The organism is Ferrovibrio sp. (assembly GCF_002796975.1).
GTDB lineage: Bacteria > Pseudomonadota > Alphaproteobacteria > Ferrovibrionales > Ferrovibrionaceae > Ferrovibrio.
On sequence record NZ_PEKV01000017.1, the window covers coordinates 1 to 25218 of the forward strand.

Consider the following 25218-nt stretch of genomic DNA (forward strand, 5'->3'; position numbering starts at 1 on the left):
GTCTGCGGCGCCGGCCTGGTCGGGTCCACCATCGCGCGCCAGCTTGCCGCCGAAGGCAACGAAGTGACGATGATTGACGTCTCGGCCGAACGCGCCAACAAGGCAGCGGAAAGCTACGACCTGCGCGCCATCGTTGGCCATGCCTCACATCCCGATGTGCTGGAACAAGCCGGCGCCTCCGATGCCGACATGCTGATCGCGGTCACCTTCGCCGATGAAGTGAACATGGTGGCCTGTGAAGTGGCGCATGCGCTGTTCAATGTGCCGACCAAGATCGCCCGCATCCGTGCGCAAGGCTATCTGCGGCCGGAATGGTCGGACCTGTTCAACGAAAAGCATATTTCGATAGATTTTATCATCTCGCCCGAGATCGAGGTGGCGCGCGCCATTCATCGCCGCATCCTGACGCCGGGCGCCTTCGACATGATCCCTTTTGCGGGTGATCGGCTGCGCCTGGTTGGCGTCCGGCTGGAGGAAGACTGCCCGGTGCTGAACACGCCGCTGCGTCAGTTGACTGGCCTGTTCCCGGACCTGGCGCTGAATATCTGCGGCATCATCCGCCAGGGCGCGATGCTGGTGCCAGATGCCGATGATCATCTGGAAGCCGACGATGAAATCTATGTCTGCGTGCTGTCGGAGCACCTGCAACGCGCCATGCGCATCTTTGGCCATGAGGAACGCGAGGCGCGTCGTATCGTACTGGCGGGCGGCGGTAATATCGGCCTGTTCCTGGCGCGCGAGATCCAGGAAAGTCAGCCTTCGGTGCTGCTCAAGATCATCGAGGCGAACCGCGAACGTGCGGAGCATATCGCCAGCACTCTGAAGAATGCGGTGGTGCTGCATGGCGACACACTGGACCAGGACATTCAGCAGGAAGCCAAGGTCGGTGCCGCCGAAACCATCATAGCCATGACCAACGACGACGAGGTGAATATCCTCACGTCGCTGCTGGCCAAGCAGGCTGGCGCTCAGCGCGCCATCACGCTGGTCAACAATCCGGCCTATGACACGCTGATCGGCTCGCTCGGCATCGATGTCGTGGTCAATCCACGCTCCACCACGGTGTCGTCGATCCTGCAGCATGTGCGCCGCGGTCGCATCCGTGCGGTGCATTCGCTGTACGATGGCGCCGCCGAGGCCATCGAGGCTGAGGCCCAGCAGACCAGCGCGTTGGTCGGCAAGCCGCTGTCGGAACTCGATCTCCCCGATGGTCTGAAGATCGGTGCCATCCTGCGTGGCGATACGGTCGAGATCGCGCGTGGCGACAGTGAGATCGAGGCTGGCGACCGCGTCATCCTGTTTGCCCGCCGCGACGCCGTGAAGAAGGTGGAAAAATTGTTCGCTGTCCGCCTGGAATTCTTCTGAGATAAAAGCAAAAAGCCGAGGCCTTTCCGATGTCGCGTATCGCTTATGTCAACGGTCAGTATGTGCCCTATGCCCAGGCCGGGGTACATGTGGAAGACCGCGGTTTCCAGTTCGCCGACGGCGTCTATGAAGTCGTGGCGGTGAAGGACGGCGGCTTCGTCGATCTCGAAGGCCATTTGGTGCGGCTGGAGCGCAGCCTGGATGAGTTGCGGATCGACCGTCCGATGTCGCGCGCCGCGCTCAGCGTCGTGCTGGCCGAAACCGTGCGGCGCAATCGTGTGCGTAACGGCAGCGTCTATCTGCAGATCACACGCGGTGAGGCCAGGCGCGAATTCCCGTTCCCCACCGATACCGCCCCCACTTTCGTCGCCATCGCGCGGCATCTCGATTGGGCGAAAGGCGCCGCCAATGCCGCCAAGGGCGTGGCCGCGATCACGCATCCCGATATTCGCTGGGGCCGCTGCGATATCAAGACGGTCGGCTTGCTGCCTGCCGCATTGGCAAAGCAGGCCGCGAAAGAAGCCGGCGCCTATGAAGCCTGGCTGGTCGATGACGAGGGCTTCGTCACCGAAGGCAGTTCCTCGAATGCCTGGATCGTGACCAAGGACAATGTGCTGGTCACCCGCAAGCCGACGCATGAAATCCTCAGCGGTATCACGCGTTCCGCCGTGCTGGAACTGGCGAAGCAGGAAGGGCTGAAAGTCGAATTCCGGCCCTTCAGCGTTGCCGAGGCACAGGCAGCGAAAGAGGCCTTCGTCTCCTCGGCCACGTCCTTCGTCATTCCCGTGGTGTCGCTGGACGGCAAACTGATCGGCAATGGCGGTCCGGGCGTGGTGGTCGCGAAGTTGCGCAGCCTGTATGAGGCACATGCCGCGACCCATAGCACCGACTGGCAGGCGCCCTTCCTCGGGCCGTAACGGTCGTCACACCACCGTCACTTCGGCGTGAGACAGCGGCAGGCGTGGTCTGATGCCGCACTGCACGCCATTGTTTTGCCACTTTCAGAAATTAATGGTTTAATTCATGGGCGTGGGGCAGCGGCCGCCGCCCCCGCAGTACTGATGGCCGCGTTTTCGAAGGAAAAATCCCGGGGACGTAGTCGGCAGAAGCTGAAAAAACAAAAGAACTACAACAACATAAGAAACGAAAGGTCTAAACTATGGCCGCCGACAAGCCTCAGAACGTCCAGGACGTCTTCCTCAATCACATCCGCAAGACCAAGACCCCGGTGACCGTCTTCCTGGTCAACGGCGTGAAGCTGCAGGGCATCATCAGCTGGTTCGACAATTTCTCGGTGCTGCTGCGCCGCGACGGCCACATGCAGCTGGTCTACAAGCATGCCATTTCGACGGTCATGCCGTCCGGCCCGATCCAGCTCTTCGACCCGGCCGCCGCCGGCGAGAAGCCCGCTGCCGGGGAACAGGGCTGATCCGCGCGGGTTTGTATCCCCTGAACGGTGCCCACCAGCGGAGCATCGTGTAAGTTTGGCTGATGTCTGATTACGACACTCTGGAAGACGAGCGCCCCCGCAAGGCGCTCGTCCTGCATCCGTCCCTGAAATCTGCCCAGGCCAAGGCGAAGGCAGCCGATCTGCGCCGCCGGCCCGAGGCGCGGCTGGCCGAAGCTGTGGGTCTGGCCGCCGCTATCGACCTGCAGGCCGTACGCGCTGATGTGGTGCCGGTTTCCACCTGGCGCCCGGGCACTCTGATCGGTCCGGGCAAATTGGAAGAACTTGCCGCCTGGATCGCCGAGAACCCGGTGGACGTGGTGGTGGTGGATGCCGCTGTTACGCCGGTACAGCAGCGCAATCTGGAAAAGAGCCTGAAGGCCAAGGTGATTGACCGCACCGGTCTGATCCTGGAAATCTTCGGCGCGCGCGCACGCACCAAGGAAGGCCGGCTGCAGGTCGAACTCGCGCATCTGAATTACCAGCGCTCGCGCCTTGTGCGGTCCTGGACCCACCTTGAACGTCAGCGCGGCGGCTTCGGCTTTCTCGGCGGCCCGGGCGAAAGCCAGCTGGAAATGGATCGCCGCCTGATCGGCGACCGCATCATCCGCATCAAGGAAGACCTGGCGCAGGTGGTGAACACCCGTTCGCTGCATCGCCGTGCGCGGCAGAAGGTGCCGTATCCGGTGGTGGCGCTGGTGGGTTACACCAACGCCGGCAAGTCGACGCTGTTCAACCGGCTGACTCAGGCCGATGTAATGGCGAAGGATCTGCTGTTCGCCACGCTTGATCCCACCATGCGCACCTTGCGCCTGCCGTCGGGCCGCAACATCATTCTCAGTGATACAGTCGGTTTCATCTCCGAACTTCCCACGCATCTGGTCGCTGCCTTCCGTGCCACGCTGGAAGAGGTGATCTCGGCCGACCTGATCCTGCATGTGCGCGACCTGTCGCATCCCGACACCGAAGCGCAGGCCGCCGACGTAGCCGATGTGCTGGCCTCGCTCGGCGTCAAGGAAGACAGCGAGCATCGGCGCATGGAGGCCTGGAACAAGGCCGACCAGTTGCCACCGGAAGAGCGTGAAGCGCTGCAGAACCAGGCTGACCGCCAGGACACCGCCGTGCTGATCTCGGCGCTGAACGGCTACGGCTGCGACACGCTGCTGGAACGTATCGACGGCATGCTGGATACGGACCGGGTCGAGATAGATGTCACGCTCGATGCCGGCGATGGCGCCGCGATTGCATGGCTGCATCGTCATGGCGAAGTGCTGGACATGAAGGAAGAAGGCGGCAGCCTGAAACTTTCCGTGGCGCTGTCGCAGGCGGAAGCGGGCAAGTGGCTCAAGCGCCAGGAAACGGGTCGTATATGAAGAAGGGACAAGTATGAAAGTCGATATGGACGCCGTGCGGCTGCTGATCGAAGGGGCGGCGCGCACCACCATCCTGCCGCATTTCCGTAAGCTGGAAAGCAAGCAGATCGACCAGAAGGCCGGTCCGCATGATGTGGTCACTGTCGCCGACAAGGCCTCGGAAGAGTTTCTGACGCCGCGTCTGCGCGATCTGGTGCCGGGGTCCACCGTGGTGGGCGAGGAAGCCAGCAGTGCCGATGAAAGCATCATGGATGCGCTGCGCCGCCCCGGCTATGCGTGGCTGATCGACCCGATCGACGGCACCGCCAATTTCGCCGTCGGCAGCGCGCTGTTCGCCGTGATGGTGGCGCTGGTGAAAGATGGCGATGCCGTGGCCAGCTGGATCCACGATCCGATCCGCAATATCACGGCGATGACCGAGAAGGGTTCCGGCGCCTTCATGCGCGAGGCCGACGGCGATATGCGCAAGCTGAAGACGCCGAACCCGCCGTCGCTGGCGCATGTCTCGGGCGCGCCCAACCTGCGCTACGGCGACCGCGATTTCGCCGCGCGGATTGCGTATCGCATGGACAAGACCGCCGGCGTGATGATCCTGCGCTGCGCCGGCCAGGAATATCTCGCCATGCTGGATGGTCATTTCCACTATGCGGTCTATAACCGCGCCATGCCCTGGGACCATACGGCTGGCTGCCTGCTGCTGACCGAGGCCGGCGGTATCGCCAAGCGGCTGGATGGCAGCCTCTATCGCGCTGCCGACAAGCCCTGGGGCAGCCCGCTGGTCGCAGCTTGCGGCGAAGAGCAGTGGAACTGGCTGAAGAAAGACATCTTCGACGCCTGATCAGGCCATGACGTCAGTGGATATCACCGCCGTCGGCGACCTGCTGATCCAGGCAGGGCGCGAGATCATCATGCCGCGCTTCCGCCGCCTGGAGGCGCATGACGTGCGCGAGAAATCCCAGGCTGATCTGGTCACCGTTGCCGACGAAGAGGCCGAAGCCTTTCTGACGCCACGGCTGGAAGCGCTGCTGCCCGGATCGCGCACCGTCGGCGAGGAGGCGGTCGGACGCAATCCTGCGCTGCTGGACCAGTTGCGTCAGCCGGGCCTGCGTTGGCTGATCGATCCTATTTCAGGGACATCGAATTTTGCTGCGGGCTGGCCGTTTTTTGCATCCATGATTGCATTGATTCTTGATGGCGATGCCGTCGCATCCTGGATACTGGATGTCCCCGGTGAAACTCTTGTGACGGCATCGAAAGGGGAAGGGGCCTGGCTTATGAGCGAGCGGGGCTACGGCATGCGTCTGCAAATGACGAAGCCTCCGTCGCTTGCCCATCTTTCGGGCGCGGCAAATCTCCGCATGAGCAACCGGTCGTTGGTCAGTCGCCTAGCGCACCGGCTGGACCGGACGGCGGGCCTTATGTGTCTTCGGTGTCTTGGACTTGAATATCTGTCTCTTGCCCAAGGACAACTGCATTATGGAATATACAGCGGGCGTCACCCATGGGATTTCGCCCCGGGCAGCCTACTGATCACTGAAGCCGGCGGTGTTGCGAAAAGGCTGGATGGGCGGTCCTATTGTGCCGCCGATCCGCTAAACACTGCGCCTCTGCTTCTGGCCTGCGGCGAGGAGCAGTGGGACTGGCTGAAACGCGAGATTTTCGATCCCTGATTCGGTGCGATTTCGGGGCAAAAAACCGCACCCGCGTACCGGACGGTAGCCCCCGGCCGCAGCGTCCAGGCGAAGTTCGCATAAATATCTGAAATATATAGAATTTTAACCTCCGCTTTGGGCCTTATTGGCCGGGTTCGAAACGTTGCTGCCATACCCTCGGCATGGTAGTTTCTGCGACCTGATTCCAGGGCCGAATCCGGGCCCATTCGGGTGGCCTGAGTCGCCCGATTTCAGACCCCAAATTCACTACATTTTTTGGACGCCGTTTCGTGACCGAACAGCCGAAGCCTCCGCACGATATTCAGCCGATCTCCATCGAACAGGAGATGCAGCGTTCGTATCTCGGTTACGCCATGAGCGTGATCGTGTCGCGTGCCTTGCCCGATGCGCGCGACGGTCTGAAGCCGGTGCATCGCCGCATCCTCTATTCGATGCATGAGAACGGCTATACCGCTGACAAGGCCTATCGCAAGTCGGCCCGCGTAGTCGGTGACGTGATGGGTAAGTATCACCCGCACGGCGACCAGTCGATTTACGATGCCATGGTGCGCATGGCGCAGCCCTTCTCGATGAGTCAGCTCCTGCTGGATGGCCAGGGCAATTTCGGCTCGATGGACGGCGATAAGGCCGCGGCGATGCGTTACACCGAAATCCGCCTGGAGCGCGCCGCCGAGGCGTTGCTGACGGATATCGACAAGGACACCATCGATTTCCAGCCGAACTACGACGACAGCACGCAGGAACCCAGCGTGCTGCCGGCGCAGTATCCCAATCTTCTGGTCAACGGCGCCAACGGCATCGCCGTTGGCATGGCGACCAATATTCCACCGCACAACATGGGTGAGGTGATCGACGCCTGCTGCGCCTATGTCGACAATAATGAAGTGACGCTGGAACAACTGTTGGAGATACTCCCGGCACCCGACTTCCCCACCGGCGGTATTATTCTGGGCCGGGCCGGCGCGAAGTCGGCGATGTGGACCGGGCGCGGCTCGGTGATCGTGCGCGGCAAGGTGCATTTCGAGGAGATCCGCAAGGACCGCGAAGCCATCATCATCACCGAGATCCCGTATCAGGTGAACAAGGCCTCGATGATCGAGAAGATGGCCGAACTGGTGCGCGCCAAGAAGATCGAGGGCATTTCCGATCTGCGCGACGAGTCAGATCGTGACGGCGTGCGCGTGGTGGTCGAAATCAAGCGCGATGCGATGGCCGATGTGGTGCTGAACCAGCTTTACCGCTTCACGCCGCTGCAGAGCAGCTTCGGCGTGAACATGCTGGCGCTGAACGGCGGCAAGCCGGAACTGCTGAATATCAAGCAGCTGATCGGCGCTTTCGTGAACTTCCGTGAGGAAGTGATCCTGCGCCGCACGCGCTTCCTGCTCGGCAAGGCGCGCGACCGTGCCCATGTTTTGGTCGGCCTGGCGATTGCGGTGGCGAATATCGATGAGGTGATCAAGACCATCCGCGCCGCGCCGGATCCGCAGACCGCGCGCGATCAGTTGATGACTCGCGAATGGCCTGCCCATGACGTGGCTGACATGATCGGTCTGATCGACGATCTGAGCCACAAGGTGATCGATGGTAAATACAAGCTGTCGGAAACTCAGGCCCGCGCCATTCTCGACCTGCGTCTGCAGCGCCTGACCGCACTGGGCCGCGACGAGATCGGCGACGAGATGAAGAAACTCGCCGAGGAGATCAACGAATATCTCTCGGTGCTGGGCAGCCGCGTCAAACTGATGGGTATCCTGCGCGGCGAGCTGGTCTCAATGCGCGAACGCTTTGCTGTACCGCGTCGCACCCAGATCGCCGAGATCGAGTTCGAGCAGGACGACGAGGATCTGATCCAGCGCGAAGACATGGTCGTGACCGTCAGCTTCGGCGGTTATGTGAAGCGTACGCCGCTCTCGACCTATCGCCTGCAGAAGCGTGGCGGCAAGGGCCGCACTGGCATGAGCACCAAGGACGAGGATTTCGTCACTGGCGTGCTGGTGGCCAGCACCCATACACCGGTGCTGTTCTTCTCCAATATCGGCCGTGTCTACAAGATGAAGGTCTACCGCCTGCCGGAAGGCACGCCGCAGTCGCGCGGCAAGGCCTTCGTGAACCTGCTGCCGCTGGCGGCGGGCGAGAAGATCACCGAAGTCCTGCCGCTGCCCGAGGATGAAACCAAGTGGAGCGAGCTGCATGTCATGTTCGCCACCGCCAAGGGCTATGTTCGCCGCAACGACCTGAGCGATTTCGTCTCGATCAATGCCAACGGCAAGATCGCGATGAAATTCGAGGGCGAGGACGCAGACGACAGCCTGGTCGGCGTGCTGCCCTGCACCGAGAGCGACGACATCCTGCTGGCCTCCTATGAAGGCAAGTGTGTGCGCTTCCCGGTCGCCGATGTCCGCACCTTCCAGAGCCGGTCGTCGACCGGCGTGCGCGGCATGAAACTCGCTGACGGCGATCGTGTCATTTCCATGTCGGTGCTGCGCCATATCGAGGTGACGCCGGAAGAGCGCGAGGCCTTCTTCAAGTACGAAGATGCCCATGAGCGTATCCGCAACGGCGAGAGCGGTGTGACCCTGCCTGAAGATATTTCGGTGCAGCGCTTCACCGAACTGCAGGCGGCCCAGCAGTTCATTCTCACCGTGACCGAAAAGGGCTACGGCAAACGCAGCTCAGCCTACGAGTACCGCATCACCAGCCGCGGCGGCTCAGGCATCATCAACATCGAGACGACGCAGAAGAACGGTAATGTCGGCGCTGCCTTCCCGGTGGAAGACGATGACCAGATCATGCTGGTGACGGATGGCGGCCAGGTGATCCGCTGCCCGGTGCATGATATTCGCATCGCCGGCCGCAATACGCAGGGCGTCATCATCTTCAAGCTGGGTGACGGCGAGAAGGTTGCGTCGGTGGCGCATTTGCCGGAAAGTGGCCCGAACGAAGCCGGCGAAGTGACTGACGACGGCGACGTGGCAGGCGAGACTGCCGGCGACACGCCGGAATAATCAGTCTGTAGTGATTCTGTGGGGGAGCGGATGACCAAGCAGCGGATCGGACTATACCCGGGGACTTTCGATCCGGTGACCAAGGGTCACTATGACATCATCAAGCGCGCCGCCAAGCTGGTCGACAAGCTGGTGGTTGGCGTTGCCGTCAATGTCGGCAAGGGACCGCTTTTCTCGATGGAAGAACGCGTCGAGATGGTGCGCGAAGAGATCGGCCCGCTGATGCCCGGCGCCACCGAGTTCGAGGTGAAGCCGTTTTCCAACCTGCTGATGCATTTCGCCATGGATCTGGGCGCGGTCATGATCATCCGCGGCCTGCGCGCGGTGTCGGACTTTGAGTATGAGTTCCAGATGGTCGGCATGAATGCCCGGCTGAATTCCGAGATCGAGACCGTCTTCCTGATGGCGTCTGACAATCACCAGTTCATCGCCTCGCGCCTCGTGAAGGAAATCGCCACCCTGAACGGCGACATCAATCCCTTCGTCTCGCCGCGCGTGGCGGAACGGGTGCGCGTCGCCCTGCAAAATCGGAAGAGCGAAGAATGATCCGGCGTAGTTTTCTGACGCTTGCTCTGTTCGCTGCCTTTGCGCCGCTTGCTGCGAAAGCGCAGCAGACCGATCCTGAGAATACTCTGATCATGGAACTGCGCGATGGCCGCGTGGTGATCGCCATGCGGCCCGATCTGGCGCCCAACCATGTGAAGCGTATCAAGGAGCTGACCCGCAAAGGTTTCTACGACGGTTCGGTCTTTCATCGCGTGATCCGCGGCTTCATGGCCCAGGTCGGCGATCCGACCGGCACCGGCGGTGGTGGCTCGGGCCAGAAGTTGCGTGCCGAGTTCAGCCGCGAGCCGCATCGTCGCGGCACCGTGTCGATGGCCCGCACCAGCGACCCGAACAGCGCCGACAGCCAATTCTTCATCTGCTTCGACGAGGCACCGCATCTGAACGGCCAGTATACCGTCTGGGGCCGGGTGGTGAGCGGCATGGAATTCGTCGATAATATTAAAAAGGGTGCGCCGGGCAGTGGCGCCGTCGCCGATCCCGACAAGATTGTCCGCATGCGCGTTGCTGCGGATGTGAAGTAAGAGGTTCAATATGAGCGCCGATCTCGAAAACACCTTGTATCTCGAACTCAAAGACGGTCGTGTCACTATCGCGCTGCGGCCCGATCTGGCCCCGAAGCATGTCGAGCGCATCAAGGAACTGGTGCGGCAGAATTTCTACGACGGCCTGAAATTCCATCGTGTGATCGAGGGTTTCATGGCGCAGACCGGCGATCCGAAAGGGAATGGCACCGGCGGTTCCGGCGAGAATCTGAAGGCTGAATTCAACGACGAACCTCATGTGCGCGGCACCTGTTCGATGGCCCGCGCCAGCAGCCCGCACAGCGCCGACAGTCAGTTCTTCATCTGCTTCGCCGATGCCCGCTTTCTGGACAAGCAGTATACCGTCTGGGGTCAGGTCACCGATGGCATGGAGCATGTCGACAAGATCAAGCGCGGCGCTGGTGGAAATGGCGAAGTGAAAGACCCGGACAAGATCATCACGATGCGCGTCGCTGCCGACGTCGAGTGACTGTCAGCCCTCATTGGGGCTAGATCAATGCTGGTTTCCGATTTCGACTTCGAACTTCCGCCGGCGCTGATCGCCGAGCGGCCGGCCGTGCCGCGTGAAGCGGCACGTCTGCTACTGCATGTCGGCAGCATCGATCGGCGTGAGTTTACCGTGGCCGATCTGCCGGATCTGCTGCGGCCGAATGACCTGCTGGTCTTCAACGACACGAAAGTCATTCCCGCGCGGCTCTACGGTCGTCGCGAGCGTGATCCGGAAGTCCGGGTGGAAGCCCTGCTGCTCAAGCCCATCGGTGAGCAGCGCTGGACCGCGATGGCCAGGCCGGCCAAACGGCTGAAATCCGGCGACCGCGTGCTGTTCGACGATGGCATCGTCGCTGAGGCCATCGGCCGTGAAGACGATCAGATCGTGCTGCGCTTCGACCGTGCTGATGGAGAGCTTTTGACGGCATTGGAAGATGCCGGTGCCATGCCGCTGCCACCTTATATCGTGGCGCAGCGCAAAGCCGACGCGCAGGACAAGATCGACTACCAGACGGTATTCGCCGAAAAGACCGGTGCGATTGCCGCGCCGACTGCCGGGCTGCATTTCACCCCGGCGCTGATCGAGACGCTGAAAGCGCGCGGTATCGGATTTGCCCGCGTCACGCTGCATGTCGGCGCAGGCACCTTCCTGCCGGTCAAGGTGGATCGCATCGAAGATCACAAGATGCATGCCGAATGGGGGGAGGTGACGGAGGAGACAGTTGCCGCGATCCGAGCCGCGAAGGCAAAAGGCGGTCGGGTGATTGCCATCGGCACGACGTCGCTGCGCCTGCTGGAAAGCGCCGCCAGAGATGGCGGCTTGAAACCCTTCCGGGGCGACACCGATATCTTTATCACCCCGGGCTTCCGCTTTGGGGTGGCCGACGGCCTGATGACCAATTTCCACCTGCCGAAATCCACGCTGCTGATGCTGGTGGCAGCCTTCGTCGGGTTGGAAGGCCAGCGGGCGATCTATGCCCATGCGGTGCAGAAAGGCTTCCGTTTCTACTCCTACGGCGATACAAGCCTGCTGTTCAGACAGGCCAGCCCGAGATGACGCTGAAGTTCACCGTTTCTGCCACCGATGGCGCCGCCCGCAGGGGCCGGCTTGAAACCGCGCATGGCGCGATCGACACGCCGGCCTTCATGCCCGTGGGTACGGCCGCGACCGTGAAGGCGATGACGCCGGAAGGCGTGCGGGAGACCGGCGCGCAGATCATCCTCGGCAACACTTATCACCTGATGTTGCGACCGAGCGCCGAGCGCGTTGCCAAGCTCGGCGGGCTGCACACGTTCATGAATTGGCCCGGGCCGATCCTGACTGATTCCGGCGGATTCCAGGTGATGTCGCTGTCGCAACTCAACAAGGTCACCGAACAGGGCGTCAGCTTCCAGTCGCATATCGACGGCGCGAAATACGACCTGACACCGGAGCGCTCCATCGAAATCCAGCATCTGCTCGATGCCACGATCACCATGCAGCTGGATGAATGCGTCAAGCTGCCGGCCGACGACAAGCGCGTCTCGGAAGCGATGCAGCTCTCCCTGCGTTGGGCCGAGCGCTGCAAAGCAGCGTTTCAGCAGCGCGACGGCTACGGCCTGTTCGGCATCGTGCAGGGCGGCACCAATGGCGGCTTACGCGAGGAGTCTGCGAAAGGCCTGATCAGAACCGGCTTCGATGGCTATGCCGTCGGCGGCCTGGCGGTGGGCGAGACGCAAGCCGAGATGTTCGCCACCCTGGACGTCACCATGCCGCATCTGCCGCAGGACCGCCCGCGCTATCTGATGGGCGTCGGCAAGCCCTCCGATCTGGTTGGCGCGGTGCAGCGCGGCATCGATATGTTCGACTGCGTGATGCCGACGCGCTCGGGCCGCAACGGGCAGGCTTTCACCCGGCGCGGCACCATCAACATCCGCAATGCCCGCCATGCGGAAGACCCGCGCCCCATCGATGAACATTGCCGCTGCCCGGCCTGCCGCAGTTACAGCCGCGCCTATGTGCATCATCTGGTGCGTTCGGATGAAATCCTCGGTTCGATGCTGATGACCGCGCATAACCTGACCTATTATCAGGACGTGATGCAGGGCATGCGCGCCGCCATCGCCGAAGGCCGGCTCAACGCTTTCGCCGCCGACTTCCATGCCGGCGAGGCGAGCGGCGACATCGACCCCCTGTAGATGCTATTGCGCCATTTGAAGGTTTTTGGCATCGCGGCATTCTTCGCCGCCATCGCCTATGGCCTGGCGCATCTGGCCTTCCGGATCATTTATCATTGGTGATAGTCGCTAGTCCTAAACGCTGAACGCGTCGTCGTCCTTGTGCAGGTGCAGGAAGCGACCGATCTGGGTTTTCAGCGTCGCAGGATCGTAGGAGTCATTCACCTTCAGCGCTTGCAGGAACAGCTCGCGCTGCAGCGTCTGCGGCAGGTCGTTCCAGGTCAGCACCACCGCCGCACCGAGGCATTTCAGGATGTTGGTCTCCGAGACCGCGAAATGATGATCTTCCATGGCGCCACCTTCGCCTTCCCAGCGACGCAGCGCGCGGGTGAGTTGGGCATCGGTGTCAAAGCGCGCCTTGTCGTCGGCCATTTTCAATCCTCGTCGTCGTAATAGGTGATGTTGATCAACTGTTCGATCTGGCCACGCTGTCCGATGGTCAGCGGCAGGGTGACCGATTCAAACTGCACGAAGCTGCGATCGACGAAATAGTAACTGCCAGCGGCGCGGAGCGGTTTCGCATTCTCCGTCGCCCAGGACAGACCGTTGTTGAAGTCGGTATAGGCCTGCTCGCTCATGATTTCGTCGACGAATTTGCCGGTGGGATCGCGCCCGGAATACTGGCTCACCAGCGTGCCATACAGACGGATGCGGAAGCGGCGCCTGTCGTTCTCCTGCACGATTTCGTAGATCAGGACGCGCGGCAGGTAGGGGCGCAGCACGAAGGGCGAGAAATCCGCGCGGTCAGGCGCGATACGGCCGGCGCGCTTTTCGTCCCACAGCGCGACAAGCAGGCGGAGTTCTGGACGCTGGAACCGTAACTCGGGATCGAGGCGGAACCTGCTTTCGACGATCTGCCGGTTCACGGCATCTCCTCCGGTTTGCTGCAGCATATACTGCAGGGCAATCGGGTACCGGGGCAATTCGTTCTACGATAGGAGAGGTTGGTGAGCCCGCCGGGATTCGAACCCGGGACCTCTCGATTAAAAGTCGCTTGCTCTACCAGCTGAGCTACGGGCTCACGAGGCCCTTTCCGGCAGCCCCCGAAGGCGACCTGGGCCGGAAAAGCGCCGCGACCATAGGTCGTCGGCCGGTCCCCGTCAACCAGCCGGATTATCTGTTGAATGAAGCACTTAGCTCGGTTCTGAGCCGCAATCGGTGGCGACTCTGTCCGGAGGGGTCACAGGCGCCGATGCGCCGCGTTTTCGGCGGAACCCGTAGCGGCGGTTACCAAGATACAACCTTTGAGGGGCTACAAAATTCTTCGCAGTTGCGGGATAATCTCCCGGTCCGGCCCGTACAGCCCGGAGGATGAGGATCATGACGAATTTCTACGTTGAAGGCGGGATTTTTAAGGATCTTGCGGACCCGGCGCCGATTGCCGGAACCGAGGAACGCTACGGCCCGTTCCCGACTGAGCAGGAAGCCGACAAGACTTGGCGTGCCCGCATGGCGGACAAGATCGACATCTGCAACCACCGCCTGCGCGTGATCAGGCGCGACGCCTGAGTCGCCGATTCCCCCGCCGGAGTCGCGCCCGGTTCACCAGGTCTCGCCGCGCTTTCCCTGTTGCTAAGCAGTTAGCCTGCCGTGATGATTTCACGGTAGACCCTCCGATTCGGCCAATTTCGGCCGGGAGACAGGTCGAGAGAAGGCGATGTTCGATCCTCACACTGCCGGTCGGCTGATTGCGAACCGGGGTGATTTGAAACGCAAAGCGGTGAATTACGCCCGCGGCCAGGACGTGCGGCTGAGCGCCGAATTGCGTGGCAAGATCGAGAAGGTGATTGTGAAGAGCCAGGCTGAATTCGAAGGTGCGGCGCGCGAGACACTGGTGACCTTAAAGGAAGCCTGGGGTTCGGCGTCGTTCAATTCGATCGGCCGCGCGCGCTATTACGAATGGATCCGCGACCTGGCGCTGGAGCTGAAGGGGCAGGGCAGCCTGTTCGGTTATCCGCTGGTCACGCTCTATGCCGATTCTTTGAAAAATCTCTGCGATGGCCTGACCAACCCGAGCCATCGCCTGCATGCCATTATCGGCCTGAATATCGACGCGCTGAATATTATCGTGCGGCGTCGCATCAGCGGGCCGGGCAGCGTGCTGGAGCGCCGCGTGGCCGAAGCCTTCCGCGAAGCCTATCTGAAGATGCGCCTGCGCCAGCCATCGGAAGTGGCGATGGAACACAAGGTGGCGGATGCGGTACGCCAGCTCGACGGCAAGCGCGAACCCGCGGTGAAATCGCCGGACCTGAAGAATACCGGCCGCGAATGGCCAGGCGGCGTGCGCCTGACGGCCGATTGAGGCCCCAGTTCTAGTGAGGCCTGGTCATGGCTGATTCCGACGATCGCAACAATCCGAACGGACCGCCGGACGGCTTTAACTGGAAGCCGCAGGCGATCAAGCCGATTGCCGCCCAGGAAGTGATCGCCGAGGCGATCAAGGATGCCGACAAAAGCTATTTTTTTGAAAACTACACCAAGCAGGCCGCCAATGTGATCGCCGAGCTGCGCAAGCATGGCTATGTGATCGTGCCCTATTATCCGACGGTGACCATGGTCAAGGCGGCGATGGACGAACTGCAGTACGGCCAGAACCGGTTCACCAATGTGGTGATGCCGATGTATCTGGCGATGATGAAGGCGGCCCCGAAATCCAAGGGCTGAAGCGGGGCTAACTCGGCATTAACCGCCATCTGGTATTGCAGCCGGACTGCGCTACAATACGGCCGAGGTTGGCTGTCTCTCTGGAGTTGAAGATGAGCCGGGACAAGCTGGTGGCTTTCCTGCGCGTGGCAGGGCCCGAACGCACCGCCGAAATCCTGAAACGTCTGCCGCCGCAGGAGGCGCAGGCGGTGCAGCAGGCGCTCGACCAGAGTCCGAATATTGCCTCCAATCAGGTGGATGTCGCTGCCGACGCAGCCGCCACCTTCGTCGCCGCCGTCGCACGCAAGCGCTGATGCCGGGTCAGATCCGCTGGCATGCCGTTGTGGCGGCAGGGCTGGCCCTGCTGTTGTCGGCCGACGTAGTGGCGCAAAGCGGCCTTGGCTCGGGCAGCCGGCCAAAAAGTTCTACCAAATGCTTCAACGCACCGGAGATCGAAGCGGTTGCCATCGTGCGCGCCGGCATGGTGATCCGCGACCACGCACGTGCCTGCGCCCGTCGTGGCCATGACCGCGACCTCATCAATGTCTGGGCGGCGTTTGACAACACCAATGCGGAAGAAATGAAGCAGGCGGTCGAGGTTCGCGCCAAGGCTTTTCAGCGCAACTGGCCCGACGATCCGAATGCCGCGCAGCGCGATGCCAATGAAACCGTGGCGTCACGCCAGCTGGTCGATTTTGCGCCGGCCGAATGTGTTGTCCTGCGCGACCTGGTCGAAAGCTTCAAGACCTGGCGGGACTATATGAAGCATGTCCGCACGGTCGAGGTGGGACAGGTGAAAATGCTGTACCGCACCTGCCCACGCCGCTCTCCCGGCGAAGTGCCGAGGTCTGAGCAGCCCTAGTTCGCTGGCACCACGACGATGCGGTTGTTTTCGAGCAACAGGCTGCCGGCGCGGAAGACCGACGCGCCATAAGGATCCATCTGGCCGATTGCGCGCACGCGGTCGCCGGCCTTCACCTTGGTCAGGTCGCGCCAGGCCGGACCGATCACGATCACCTGGCTTGAATTGCCGTCATTCAGCACGAAGGTTGTGGCCTGCGGGGACAGCACGGTGCCCTGGATCGTCACCGCCTTGCCGCGCGGGATTTCCGAGATTGGTACCAGCGGCGGGACATCGAAAGTCATGCTGCGCGTGGTGCCGCCCTGACTGTTACGCTTGGGCGCAGGCGCCGGGGCCGGCTTCTTCCCGTCCTTCTGCTCTGCCTGCGGCTGCGCACCGGGCTGTTGAGTCCCAGACTGTTGTGCCCCAGGCTGCGGAGCCGCGGGCTGCTGGGCAGGGGGCACGATCGGCTGGCTCTGCGGCTGCTGGGCGCGCGGATCGGCCTGTGACGGTGTTGGTGCCATTGGCTGCTGGGGCGTCACCGGCTGCTGGGCAACGACCGGCGCGGCGATCAGCAGCGCCGCGCCAAGAACGAGAAGGGGCTTCAGATGCATCGACCGCCATCGACCTCCATGCAGACGCCAGTGATAAAGTTCGCCTCATCCGAGGCGAGGTAGAGCGCGGCATTGGCGATATCGGTCGGCGTCGAAAAGCGGCCGATCGGAATAGTGCTGACGAATTTCGCCTTCATCTCCGGGGTTTCTTCACCGCCCATGAATTCCTTCAGCATCGGCGTCAGGCCGGCGACCGGGTTCAGCGCATTGACGCGGATCTGCTCGGGCGCCAGTTCCACTGCCATTGCCCGGGTCAGCGTGATCACCGCGCCCTTCGAGCCGTTATACCAGACCAGACCAGGGCGGGGCCGCACGCCGGCCGTGGACGCGATGTTGATGAAGCAGCCGCCGCCGCGCTTGCGCATTTCGGGGATGGCATGCTGGGCTGAGAGGTAGATGCTCTTCACGTTGACGGCGAACAGCTTGTCGAAGGTGGCTTCGTCGGTGTTCAGCAGCGAGGCATTGCGCTGTGGCATGCCGGCATTGTTCACCATGATGTCCAGCCCGCCGAAGGCTTCGACGGCCTTTTCCACCAGGGTCTTCATCTGCCCGTTCTGGCTGACATCGGCGGCAACCGGCAGTGCCTTCTGCCCGGCCTTGTTGATTTCGCCGGCGACTCTTTCCGCAGCAGCGAGATTCAGGTCGCCGATCACCACGGATGCGCCCTCGGCTGCGAAGCGCTTGGCGATGCCTTCGCCGAAACCCGAACCGCCACCCGTTACGATCGCAACCTTGCCAGACAGACGCATGAACCAATTCCTCCCAAAAATACAGGGGCCTTCCCTAAAAAAGCCGTGCCAATCACTCTAGCCTGCCGGCCGGGGCATGCAAGCGCCTGATTCCCCTGCTAGACTGCTTCCGATGCAGTCAGGGATAGGGAGGCGCGGCGTGCTGTTTCCGGGTTTCGAGCTAAAGCGTGTGGCCGGCGAAGGCGCCGAGATCAACCTGCGGATCGGCGGCAAGGGGCCGGCGCTGCTGCTGCTGCACGGCTACCCGCAAACCCATGCGATGTGGCACCGGATCGCGCCGAAACTGGCGGAAGACTTCACCGTGGTCTGCGCCGATCTGCGCGGCTATGGCGACAGCGGCAAGCCGGCCACCACGCCCGACCATGCCCCATATTCCTTCCGCGCCATGGCTGCTGATATGGTCAAAGCGATGGCCGCTCTCGGTTTCGACCAGTTTTGTCTTGCCGGCCATGACCGCGGTGCCCGCGTCTCGCATCGCCTGACGCTGGATCATCAGGCGCGTGTGAAGAAGGTTGCGCTGATGGATATCGTGCCGACCCTGCATCTTTACGAGAATATCGATCAGCAGGTGGCGACCGGTTATTACCACTGGTTCTGGCTGATCCAGCCCGAACCGTTCCCCGAGAAGATGATTGGCTCCGACCCGGAATTTTACCTGCGCAAGAAGACCGGCCACTGGTCGGGCGCGAGTTTCAAATTCGACGAAGACGCCATGGCGGAGTACCTGCGCTGCTTCAGCAAACCCGAGACCATCCACGCCTCCTGCGAGGACTACCGTGCCGCCGCCGGCATCGACCTGGTGCATGACCGCGCCGACCGCGACGCTGGCAAGCGCGTGACCTGCCCGATGCTGGTGCTGTGGGGCAGCAAGGGGCTGATGGCCAAGGCCTATGACGTGCTGGGCGCCTGGCGCGACCGGGTGAACGGACCGCTCGACGGCCATGCCGTCAACAGCGGGCATTTCCTGCCTGAGGAAGCGCCAGACGAGACTTATGCGGCGCTGATCAAGTTCCTGAAGGCCTGATCTGCGATGACCACCGACACGCCGCCGCCCAATCCCGAAACCGAACTGCCGCCTATTATCGCGCCGGCGCCGAAGGTGAGCCTGCTCACCCGCCTGCGCAATTACTTCCTGGCCGGTATTATCGTGGCCGCACCGATTGGCCTGACCATCTATCTGGTCTTCATCACCATCGAGGCGATCGACCGTAACGTGCGTAGCCTGGTGCCGCCGGGCTACGAGCCGGAACGCTTCATCCCGTCCTACAATCTGCCCTTCGGCATTCCGGGGCTCGGCCTGATCGCGGCACTCGTCATCCTTACGCTGATTGGTTTCCTCGCCACCAACCTGATGGGCCGCACGCTGCTGTCACTCGGCGAGCGGATCGTGGCGCGCATGCCGGTGGTGCGCGGCATCTATTCGGCGCTGAAGCAGATTTTCGAAACCGTGTTCAGCCAGTCGGGTAATTCCTTCCGCCAGGTCGCGCTGGTGCCCTGGCCGTCCACCGGCTCGTGGACCATCGCCTTCGTCACCAATTATGTGCAGGGCAACGAAGTGAACGATCTGCTCGGCGAGGAGATCGTGACCGTCTACGTGCCCACTACGCCGAACCCGACCGGCGGTTACATGACCTATTATCGCCGCCGCGACATCCATATCCTGTCGATGAGCGTGGATCAGGCGATGAAGCTGATCATTTCCTGCGGTGTGATCGTGCCCCAAGGGACAATGGCGGACATTACGGACGCTCAGATCAAGGCAGCCGGCGGAGGAAGGCCCAGTGTCAAGCCCGACAATGGAGATGGCAACTTCACGCCCTGATCTTCCCCCGCAGGTCGCGCGTTTCGACCTGCGCGCACTGGATCGGGATTTCCTCGACAATCCCTATCCGGTCTACCATCTGTTGCGGCAGCATGATCCGGTGCGCCACATGCCCGACGGCAGCTGGTTCCTGACGCGCTACGACGACCTGCATGCGGTCTATCGCGACAGTCGGCGCTTTTCGTCGGACAAGAAAGTGGAATTCGGCGCCAAATACGGCGAAGGCACGCCGCTGCACCGGCATCATACCACCAGTCTGGTGTTCAACGATCCGCCGCTGCATACCCGCGTGCGGCGGCTGCTGTCTCCGGCCTTCACGCCGCGCGCGCTGAAACTGCTGGAACATCGCTTTCAGGCACTGGTGGCGCGCATGCTGGACCGCGCGGAGAAAAACGGCGGCATGGACGTGATCGCCGATTTTGCTTCCGCCTTGCCGGTCGAGATCGTCGGCGACATGCTGGCGGTGCCACATGAGGACCGCCATCTGCTGCGCGACTGGTCGCTCGCCATCCTCGGGGCGCTGGAGCCGGTGCTGACGCCGGAACGGGCAGAGCAGGGGCACCGTGCCGTCGCCGAATTCGAGACCTATCTGGAAAAGCATATCGTCGACTGGGAAACGCGCATGGATGCGCGGGAGGCGGAAGACGCCTATGGCGATGTGCTGGCAGGACTGATCCGCGGTGAGAATGGCGAGAAGCTGACCTCGGCCGAACTGGTGCAGAACTGCATCTTCCTGCTCAATGCGGGCCACGAAACCACCACCAACCTGATCGGCAACGGCATTGCCGCCTTACTGGAATGGCCGGACGAAAAGCGGCGGCTGGCGAACGATCCTGGCCTGATCAAACCGGCGATCGAGGAGTTCCTGCGCTTTGAATCCTCCAACCAGCTCGGCAACCGCCGCGTGGTGGAGCGCGTCGAGATCGGTGGCGTGACATTCGAGCCCGGCGCGCTGGTCACGCTCTGCATCGGCGCGGCCAACCGCGATCCGGCACAGTTCGCCGATCCCGACCGGCTCGATGTCGGCCGCACGCCGAACCGGCATCTGGCTTTCGGCGCCGGCATTCACGCCTGCGCCGGCATGTCGCTGGCGCGGCTGGAGGGCCAGATTGCCGTGCAGCAGCTGCTGGCGCGTTTTCCGGACTTCCGCGCCACCGGCACGGCCGTGCGGGGCGGTCGTGCCCGGTTCAGAGGGTATCTGTCTTTCCCCATTCAGTTCAGTTGAGCATGACCCGGAAAAAGCGTCTCGCCGTGGCCCGCCTCTGGCATGAGGGCAACAGTTTCACGCCGCTGCGGACCGCGCAGGCCGATTTCGAGCGCCGCGAATGGTTCGAGGGCAACGAAGGCCTGGCGCGCTATCGCGGCACCGGCACCGAACTGGGTGCGGTCGTTGCCTTCGAGGATGCCCGTCCTGACTGGGACATCACCGTGCTGCGCTGCGCCTCGGCACCGCCGGGCGGGCCGGTGGAAGACACGCTGTATGAACGCATCGTCGCCGACATGCTGCGCGGACTGGAAGGCCAACAGTGGGATGCCGTGTATCTCTCGCTGCATGGCGCACTGGTGACGGAAAGCGAACCGCAGGCCGACCTGATGCTGCTGCGCCGCGTGCGCGCCATGATTGGCTCTACGCCGTTAGGTGTCAGTTTCGATCTGCATGCCAATATTTCTTCCGAACTGCCGCAGCTGGTCGATTTCGCCTCAGGCTATAAAACGCATCCGCATATCGATATGGACCGGACGGCCGCGCGCGTGCTGGCTGAACTGGCACGGCTGGCCGAGGGCGGCGCGAAACTGTTTGGCGCGGTGAAAAAGCTGCCGGTGCTGCTGCACAGCTTCAATATGCGCACCGCCGCCGGTCCGATGGCCGATACCGTCAACGACGCGAAAGCGGCCACGACCGGCAGCGTGAAGGATGTCACGGTTTTCGGTGGTTTCGTCTGGGGTGACAGTCCAGATGCCGGCGCCAGCATTCTGAGTTGGGCCGAGACGGCGACGGCTGCGACGGCTGTGGCCGATGACATCGCGCAGAAGCTGTTCGACCGCCGCGAGCAGTTCCGCACCTCGCTGCCGAATCCGGTTGAGGGCCTGAAGACGGCGCTGCAGACGCCCGGTCTCGTCTGTGTGGTCGAGCCGAGCGACAATCCGCTGTCGGGCGGTATCGGCGATACCACTGGTTTGCTGCACGCGTTGCTGGAGATGAAGGTCGACGGTGAATCGGTGTTCGCCTTCCTCTACGATCCGGATCTGGTACAGGCTGCGAAAGCCGCCGGTGTCGGAGCCAGTATTGCTGCCAAACTTGGTGGACGGATCGCGCCGCATTTCGGTACACCGGTCGAGGCGAAGGCGGAGGTTGTCGCGCTCACAGATGGTCGTTTCGTCAACGAGGGCCCGTTTGAAACAGGCATGGCGGTCGATCTGGGCGAAACCGCTGTGCTGCAGACCGGCGGTGTGAAGGTGATCGTCACCTCCAGCTGCCAGGCCGGCATCGACCCGGCCTATTTCCGCCTGCATAGCATCGATCTGGAAAAGACCCGGTTGATCGCCGCCAAGGCGAAAAACCATTTCCGCGCCGCTTTCATCGAGCGCGCCGCGATCATCGTCGATGTCGACACGCCCGGCCCGGCGGCACTCGATCTCTCAGTGCTGCCGTTCAGGTATCTGCCGGCTGGTATGGAGATGTAGAAAAATGGATCCCCGCTTTCGCGGGGATGACGACATCATTCTCGTCGTTCCCGCGCAGGCGGGAACCCAGTCTTTTTTGGTGTATCAATCGATCTTGGCGCCCGAGGCCTTCACGGCCTTGGCCCATTTCTCGATCTCGGTCTTCATCAGGTCGGCCAGTACCTGCGGCTTGCCACCCACGGGCTGCGCACCCTGCTGGTCGAACTGCGCCTTCATTTCGGGCGACTTGAGGATCGCATCGATTTCTTGGTTCAGCTTGGTCACGATGGCCGCCGGCGTCTTGGCTGGCGCATACATGGCGAACCAGGCGGTGGCGCTGTAGTCCGGCAAGCCCTGTTCGGCGACGGTCGGAATATCCGGCGTCGACGGCCAGCGCTGCGGCGTGGTGACGCCGAGCGCACGCAGCGCACCCGAGCGGATATGCGGCAGCGCCGAGGGCAGGTTGTCGAAAGTGAACTGCACATTGCCGCCCAGCAGGTCGGTCAGCATCGGGCCCGAACCGCGATAGGGCACATGCACCAGATCGGTGCCGGTCATGGTCTTGAACAACTCGGCCGAAAGATGGCCCGAGGTGCCATTGCCAGGGGTGCCGAAATTCAGCTTGCCCGGCTGCGACTTCGCCAGCGCGATGAATTCCTGCACATTCTTGGCCGGCACGCTGGGATGCACCACCAGCACATTGGCGACCATGGCGATCAGCGACAGCGGGGCGAAATCCTTCACCGGGTCGTAGCCCAGCTTGGAATAGAGGCTGATATTGATCGAATGGGTGCCGATGGTACCCATCATGATCGTGTAGCCGTCCGCGTCCGACTTCGCCGTGTATTCGGTGCCGATATTGCCGCCCGCACCGGCGCGGTTGTCGACGATGAACTGCTGGCCGAGCCGTTCGGTCAGTTTCTGCGACACGAGGCGGGCAAGGATGTCGGTGGTGCCGCCGGCGGGGAAGGGCACTACGACCTTCACCGGCTTGTTCGGATAAGCCTGCGCGAAGGCTTGTGTGACGGCAGCGGGTGCCAGCAGCAGCGTGGCGGCAGCCACGGCGGATAAGAGCGTCCGGGTGAAAGTCATCAGCATTGTCTTTCTTGCGTTCGTTTCCTCTGGGCGAGCGGACTCGCCATGCGGCCGGCATTCTAGGCCTGCCAGTCTGCTCTGCCCACGGATTTGTTTGCGGTGGCATGCAGTCTTGTATTTTGAATTGAATTCAATATAGTTTGTATATGGCGCCCCGATTACGTGTTTCCGCTGCGGAACTGCTGCCGCCCGACCTGCCGGCCTCGGCGCGCGGCAATGAGACCCGCGACCGCATCCTGAAGGCGGCGGCGAAAGTGCTGATCGCCGGCGACGGTCAATGCGAGATCGCCGATGTCGCGCGCGCCGCCGGCGTTTCAGCGGGCCTGAGCTATCACTATTTCACCTCCAAGGCCGGGCTCATCTCGGCCGTGGTCGAAGCCTTCTACGACCGTATGGAAGCCGCCGTGATGGAGCCCAATCCGAAGCCGGGCGCGGGCTGGGGCGAGCGCGAGCGGCTGCGGCTCGAACGCATGGTCGACTTTTATTATGCCGAACCGCTGGCGCCGCTGATCCTGACCCGGCTCAGCCGCACGCCAGAGGTGGCAGCTGTCGAAGCTGCGCGGCTGGCACGGCATATCGATCTGGCGGCGCGCAATATCGAACTGGCACAGCAGAAGAGTGAAATCCCTGTCGAACTGGACGCGCATCTGCTCGGTGCGATGATCCTCGGCGGATTGCGACAGGCGATCGGTCAGGCCCTCGGCATGGTGAAGCGTCCAGGCCGCGAGAAGATTACGGAACAGCTCTGGTCCTTCATCACCGGGACCGCGCAGCTGAAGCCGGCCAGGAAGAAAGCCGCGCGCTGATGCAGCCCGCTTTGCAGAAAGAATGGCTCGGCCGTGTGCGCGATCATATGGCGGCACGCAGTACCGATATGGCCGAGACGGTGACGCGCATCGATATCGCGCGCTACACCGATCCGCAGCGACTGGCGGCCGAGCAGGCGCTGCTGCGCCGCACGCCGGTTTTCGTCAGCTTTGCATCGAAACTGTCGAAGCCCGGCGATTACGTCACACATGACCTGCTCGGGCTGCCGATCCTGGTGCTGCGCGATATGGATGGCGTGCTGCGCGCCTTCCTCAATGTCTGCCGCCATCGCGGCGCCAAGCTGGTCTGGGACAAGGGCGGCTGCGGCAAGCGCGCTTTCACCTGTCCCTATCATGCCTGGAGTTATGATCTGCGTGGCACCTTGCGCGGCATACCGCATGAAGCCGGTTTCGCCGGGCTCGACAAGACGCAGCACAATCTCGTGCGGCTGGCAGTGACGGAGGCTTTCGGCCTTGTCTTCGTGCAGCCGGATTCCGCGCTGCCGGACTACGACTTCACGGGTTTTCTGTCAGGCATCCGCGACGATCTCGAAGGCTTCGGCCTCGGCGATCACATCCTGCATGACGAGCGTGAGATCGGCATCAACTGCAACTGGAAGGTCGTGGTCGAGGGCGGGCTGGAAACCTATCACGTGCAGCACGCGCACAAGCGCACGATTGCGCCGATGTTTGCCGACAATGTCGCGGTGGCCGACCGGCTCGATCCGCATATGCGGCTCTATTTCACCAAGCGCAATGCGGCAGAACTGGTTGCGGGCACAGCGCAGGGCACGATCCGCGACTACGGCAACCCGCTTTACTACATCTTTCCCAATCTGATCATCCTGGTGCAGCCCGATCACGCCACCGCCATGGCCGTGCTGCCGAAGGGGACTGACACCTGTATCGTACATGGCGGCGCGCTGGTGCCGCCGGTCACGGAGAAGGGCCCGGCCGGCACGGCCAAGGCCGACGCGCACTGGGACCGCAACGTGAAGATCTTCTGGGACGCGCTGGACGAGGATTTCCAGATGGGCCAGGCGATCCAGGCCGGCTTCCGCTCCGGCGCCAACAGCCACATCACCTTCGGCCGCTTCGAGCAGGGCTGCGCCTGGTTCCACGACAGCTTGGATGCGCGGCTCAAATAGTTGTCGTTCCCGCGAAAGCGGGAACCCAGCCTCCCTGCCTGACTGGGCCCCCGCTTTCGCGGGGGCGACGGATAGGTTTTGCACACAAAGGTGTCATCAGCTCGACGGCGAGCCGCCACTTAATCCCTTGGCCGGACCTTACCGGCACACTACATTTG

Annotated in this window: 28 protein-coding genes and 1 tRNA gene; 23 read left to right on the forward strand and 6 right to left on the reverse strand. The window is 62.4% G+C overall.

Annotated features, from left to right (window positions below):
* The 12 genes from trkA to tgt all read left to right on the forward strand — a co-directional run.
* The coding region (gene trkA / locus CTR53_RS18060; RefSeq protein ID WP_290816773.1) for a Trk system potassium transporter TrkA at positions 1–1365 on the forward strand (1365 nt) is incomplete at its 5' end.
* Between the two features lie 29 nt (positions 1366–1394).
* Positions 1395–2282, forward strand: a complete 888-nt coding sequence (locus CTR53_RS18065) for a D-amino-acid transaminase (RefSeq protein ID WP_290816775.1) — start codon at positions 1395–1397, stop codon at positions 2280–2282.
* A gap of 242 nt (positions 2283–2524) precedes the next feature.
* The gene (hfq, locus tag CTR53_RS18070) at positions 2525–2794 is read left to right on the forward strand and encodes an RNA chaperone Hfq (protein WP_144069494.1); all 270 of its coding nucleotides are present in this window, start codon (positions 2525–2527) and stop codon (positions 2792–2794) included.
* A gap of 62 nt (positions 2795–2856) precedes the next feature.
* The gene (gene hflX / locus CTR53_RS18075; protein WP_290816778.1) at positions 2857–4185 is read left to right on the forward strand and encodes a GTPase HflX; all 1329 of its coding nucleotides are present in this window, start codon (positions 2857–2859) and stop codon (positions 4183–4185) included.
* Positions 4186–4198: 13 nt separating this feature from the next.
* Positions 4199–5023 carry an inositol monophosphatase gene (locus CTR53_RS18080; RefSeq protein WP_290816781.1) on the forward strand — a complete coding sequence of 275 codons (825 nt, stop codon included), beginning with the start codon at positions 4199–4201 and terminating at the stop codon, positions 5021–5023.
* A 7-nt stretch (positions 5024–5030) separates the two neighbouring features.
* A complete protein-coding gene (locus CTR53_RS18085; protein WP_290816782.1) occupies positions 5031–5855 on the forward strand; it encodes an inositol monophosphatase family protein in 825 nt (274 codons plus the stop codon).
* Between the two features lie 272 nt (positions 5856–6127).
* Entirely contained in the window at positions 6128–8863 is a 2736-nt protein-coding gene (gyrA, locus tag CTR53_RS18090) for a DNA gyrase subunit A (protein WP_290816784.1), read from the forward strand.
* Positions 8864–8893: 30 nt separating this feature from the next.
* Positions 8894–9409: a pantetheine-phosphate adenylyltransferase gene (gene coaD, locus CTR53_RS18095; RefSeq protein ID WP_290816787.1), complete on the forward strand. Its 516-nt coding sequence runs from the start codon at positions 8894–8896 to the stop codon at positions 9407–9409.
* Positions 9406–9951, forward strand: coding sequence for a peptidylprolyl isomerase (locus CTR53_RS18100; protein WP_290816790.1), 546 nt, complete (start codon positions 9406–9408; stop codon positions 9949–9951). Before coaD ends, CTR53_RS18100 begins: the two co-directional genes overlap by 4 nt.
* A gap of 10 nt (positions 9952–9961) precedes the next feature.
* Entirely contained in the window at positions 9962–10441 is a 480-nt protein-coding gene (locus CTR53_RS18105) for a peptidylprolyl isomerase (protein WP_290816793.1), read from the forward strand.
* A gap of 27 nt (positions 10442–10468) precedes the next feature.
* Complete coding sequence (gene queA, locus CTR53_RS18110; protein ID WP_290816797.1) at positions 10469–11518, forward strand: tRNA preQ1(34) S-adenosylmethionine ribosyltransferase-isomerase QueA; 1050 nt, start codon at positions 10469–10471, stop codon at positions 11516–11518.
* Positions 11515–12639, forward strand: a complete 1125-nt coding sequence (gene tgt, locus CTR53_RS18115) for a tRNA guanosine(34) transglycosylase Tgt (RefSeq protein ID WP_290816800.1) — start codon at positions 11515–11517, stop codon at positions 12637–12639. The genes queA and tgt overlap by 4 nt, the downstream gene beginning before the upstream one ends.
* A 114-nt stretch (positions 12640–12753) precedes the next feature.
* On the opposite strand, the gene CTR53_RS18120 is transcribed toward tgt, so the two are convergent.
* The 3 genes from CTR53_RS18120 to CTR53_RS18130 all read right to left on the reverse strand — a co-directional run bounded on the left by CTR53_RS18120 (position 12754) and on the right by CTR53_RS18130 (position 13699).
* Positions 12754–13050: a hypothetical protein gene (locus CTR53_RS18120; protein WP_290816803.1), complete on the reverse strand. Its 297-nt coding sequence runs from the start codon at positions 13048–13050 to the stop codon at positions 12754–12756.
* A gap of 2 nt (positions 13051–13052) precedes the next feature.
* Positions 13053–13544, reverse strand: a complete 492-nt coding sequence (locus CTR53_RS18125) for a PAS domain-containing protein (protein WP_290816805.1) — start codon at positions 13542–13544, stop codon at positions 13053–13055.
* 79 nt (positions 13545–13623) lie between these two features.
* Positions 13624–13699: transfer RNA gene (locus tag CTR53_RS18130), tRNA-Lys, on the reverse strand.
* A 299-nt stretch (positions 13700–13998) separates the two neighbouring features.
* Here CTR53_RS18130 and CTR53_RS18135 point away from each other — a divergent pair.
* From CTR53_RS18135 to CTR53_RS18155, 5 genes are all read left to right on the forward strand, one after another.
* The gene (locus CTR53_RS18135; RefSeq protein ID WP_290816809.1) at positions 13999–14187 is read left to right on the forward strand and encodes a hypothetical protein; all 189 of its coding nucleotides are present in this window, start codon (positions 13999–14001) and stop codon (positions 14185–14187) included.
* A 148-nt stretch (positions 14188–14335) separates the two neighbouring features.
* Entirely contained in the window at positions 14336–14980 is a 645-nt protein-coding gene (locus CTR53_RS18140) for a hypothetical protein (protein WP_290816812.1), read from the forward strand.
* Positions 14981–15006: 26 nt separating this feature from the next.
* A complete protein-coding gene (locus tag CTR53_RS18145) occupies positions 15007–15342 on the forward strand; it encodes a hypothetical protein (protein WP_290816815.1) in 336 nt (111 codons plus the stop codon).
* 92 nt (positions 15343–15434) lie between these two features.
* The gene (locus CTR53_RS18150; protein ID WP_290816818.1) at positions 15435–15635 is read left to right on the forward strand and encodes a hypothetical protein; all 201 of its coding nucleotides are present in this window, start codon (positions 15435–15437) and stop codon (positions 15633–15635) included.
* The gene (locus CTR53_RS18155; RefSeq protein WP_290816821.1) at positions 15635–16183 is read left to right on the forward strand and encodes a hypothetical protein; all 549 of its coding nucleotides are present in this window, start codon (positions 15635–15637) and stop codon (positions 16181–16183) included. The genes CTR53_RS18150 and CTR53_RS18155 overlap by 1 nt, the downstream gene beginning before the upstream one ends.
* On the opposite strand, the gene CTR53_RS18160 is transcribed toward CTR53_RS18155, so the two are convergent.
* Complete coding sequence (locus CTR53_RS18160; RefSeq protein WP_290816824.1) at positions 16180–16776, reverse strand: hypothetical protein; 597 nt, start codon at positions 16774–16776, stop codon at positions 16180–16182. The two genes, CTR53_RS18155 and CTR53_RS18160, sit on opposite strands and share 4 nt — an antisense overlap.
* Positions 16767–17525, reverse strand: a complete 759-nt coding sequence (locus CTR53_RS18165; RefSeq protein WP_290816827.1) for a glucose 1-dehydrogenase — start codon at positions 17523–17525, stop codon at positions 16767–16769. The genes CTR53_RS18160 and CTR53_RS18165 overlap by 10 nt, the downstream gene beginning before the upstream one ends.
* A gap of 139 nt (positions 17526–17664) precedes the next feature.
* Between CTR53_RS18165 and CTR53_RS18170 the strand changes: the two genes are divergently transcribed.
* From CTR53_RS18170 to CTR53_RS18185, 4 genes are read left to right on the forward strand one after another with little or no spacing between them, the layout of a single operon-like run.
* Complete coding sequence (locus tag CTR53_RS18170) at positions 17665–18549, forward strand: alpha/beta fold hydrolase (protein WP_367159001.1); 885 nt, start codon at positions 17665–17667, stop codon at positions 18547–18549.
* A gap of 6 nt (positions 18550–18555) precedes the next feature.
* Positions 18556–19347 carry a DUF502 domain-containing protein gene (locus CTR53_RS18175; RefSeq protein ID WP_290816830.1) on the forward strand — a complete coding sequence of 264 codons (792 nt, stop codon included), beginning with the start codon at positions 18556–18558 and terminating at the stop codon, positions 19345–19347.
* Positions 19328–20572: a cytochrome P450 gene (locus CTR53_RS18180; RefSeq protein WP_290816832.1), complete on the forward strand. Its 1245-nt coding sequence runs from the start codon at positions 19328–19330 to the stop codon at positions 20570–20572. Before CTR53_RS18175 ends, CTR53_RS18180 begins: the two co-directional genes overlap by 20 nt.
* Before the next feature lie 2 nt (positions 20573–20574).
* Complete coding sequence (locus tag CTR53_RS18185) at positions 20575–22032, forward strand: M81 family metallopeptidase (protein WP_290816834.1); 1458 nt, start codon at positions 20575–20577, stop codon at positions 22030–22032.
* Positions 22033–22116: 84 nt separating this feature from the next.
* Here the strand turns inward: CTR53_RS18185 and CTR53_RS18190 are convergent, their stop codons facing one another.
* A complete protein-coding gene (locus CTR53_RS18190; protein WP_290816836.1) occupies positions 22117–23103 on the reverse strand; it encodes a tripartite tricarboxylate transporter substrate binding protein in 987 nt (328 codons plus the stop codon).
* Between the two features lie 149 nt (positions 23104–23252).
* Here CTR53_RS18190 and CTR53_RS18195 point away from each other — a divergent pair, with 149 nt between their 5' ends.
* Complete coding sequence (locus CTR53_RS18195; protein ID WP_290816838.1) at positions 23253–23912, forward strand: TetR/AcrR family transcriptional regulator; 660 nt, start codon at positions 23253–23255, stop codon at positions 23910–23912.
* Positions 23912–25060, forward strand: a complete 1149-nt coding sequence (locus tag CTR53_RS18200) for an aromatic ring-hydroxylating dioxygenase subunit alpha (RefSeq protein WP_290816841.1) — start codon at positions 23912–23914, stop codon at positions 25058–25060. The genes CTR53_RS18195 and CTR53_RS18200 overlap by 1 nt, the downstream gene beginning before the upstream one ends.
* Positions 25061–25218 lie beyond the last annotated feature (158 nt).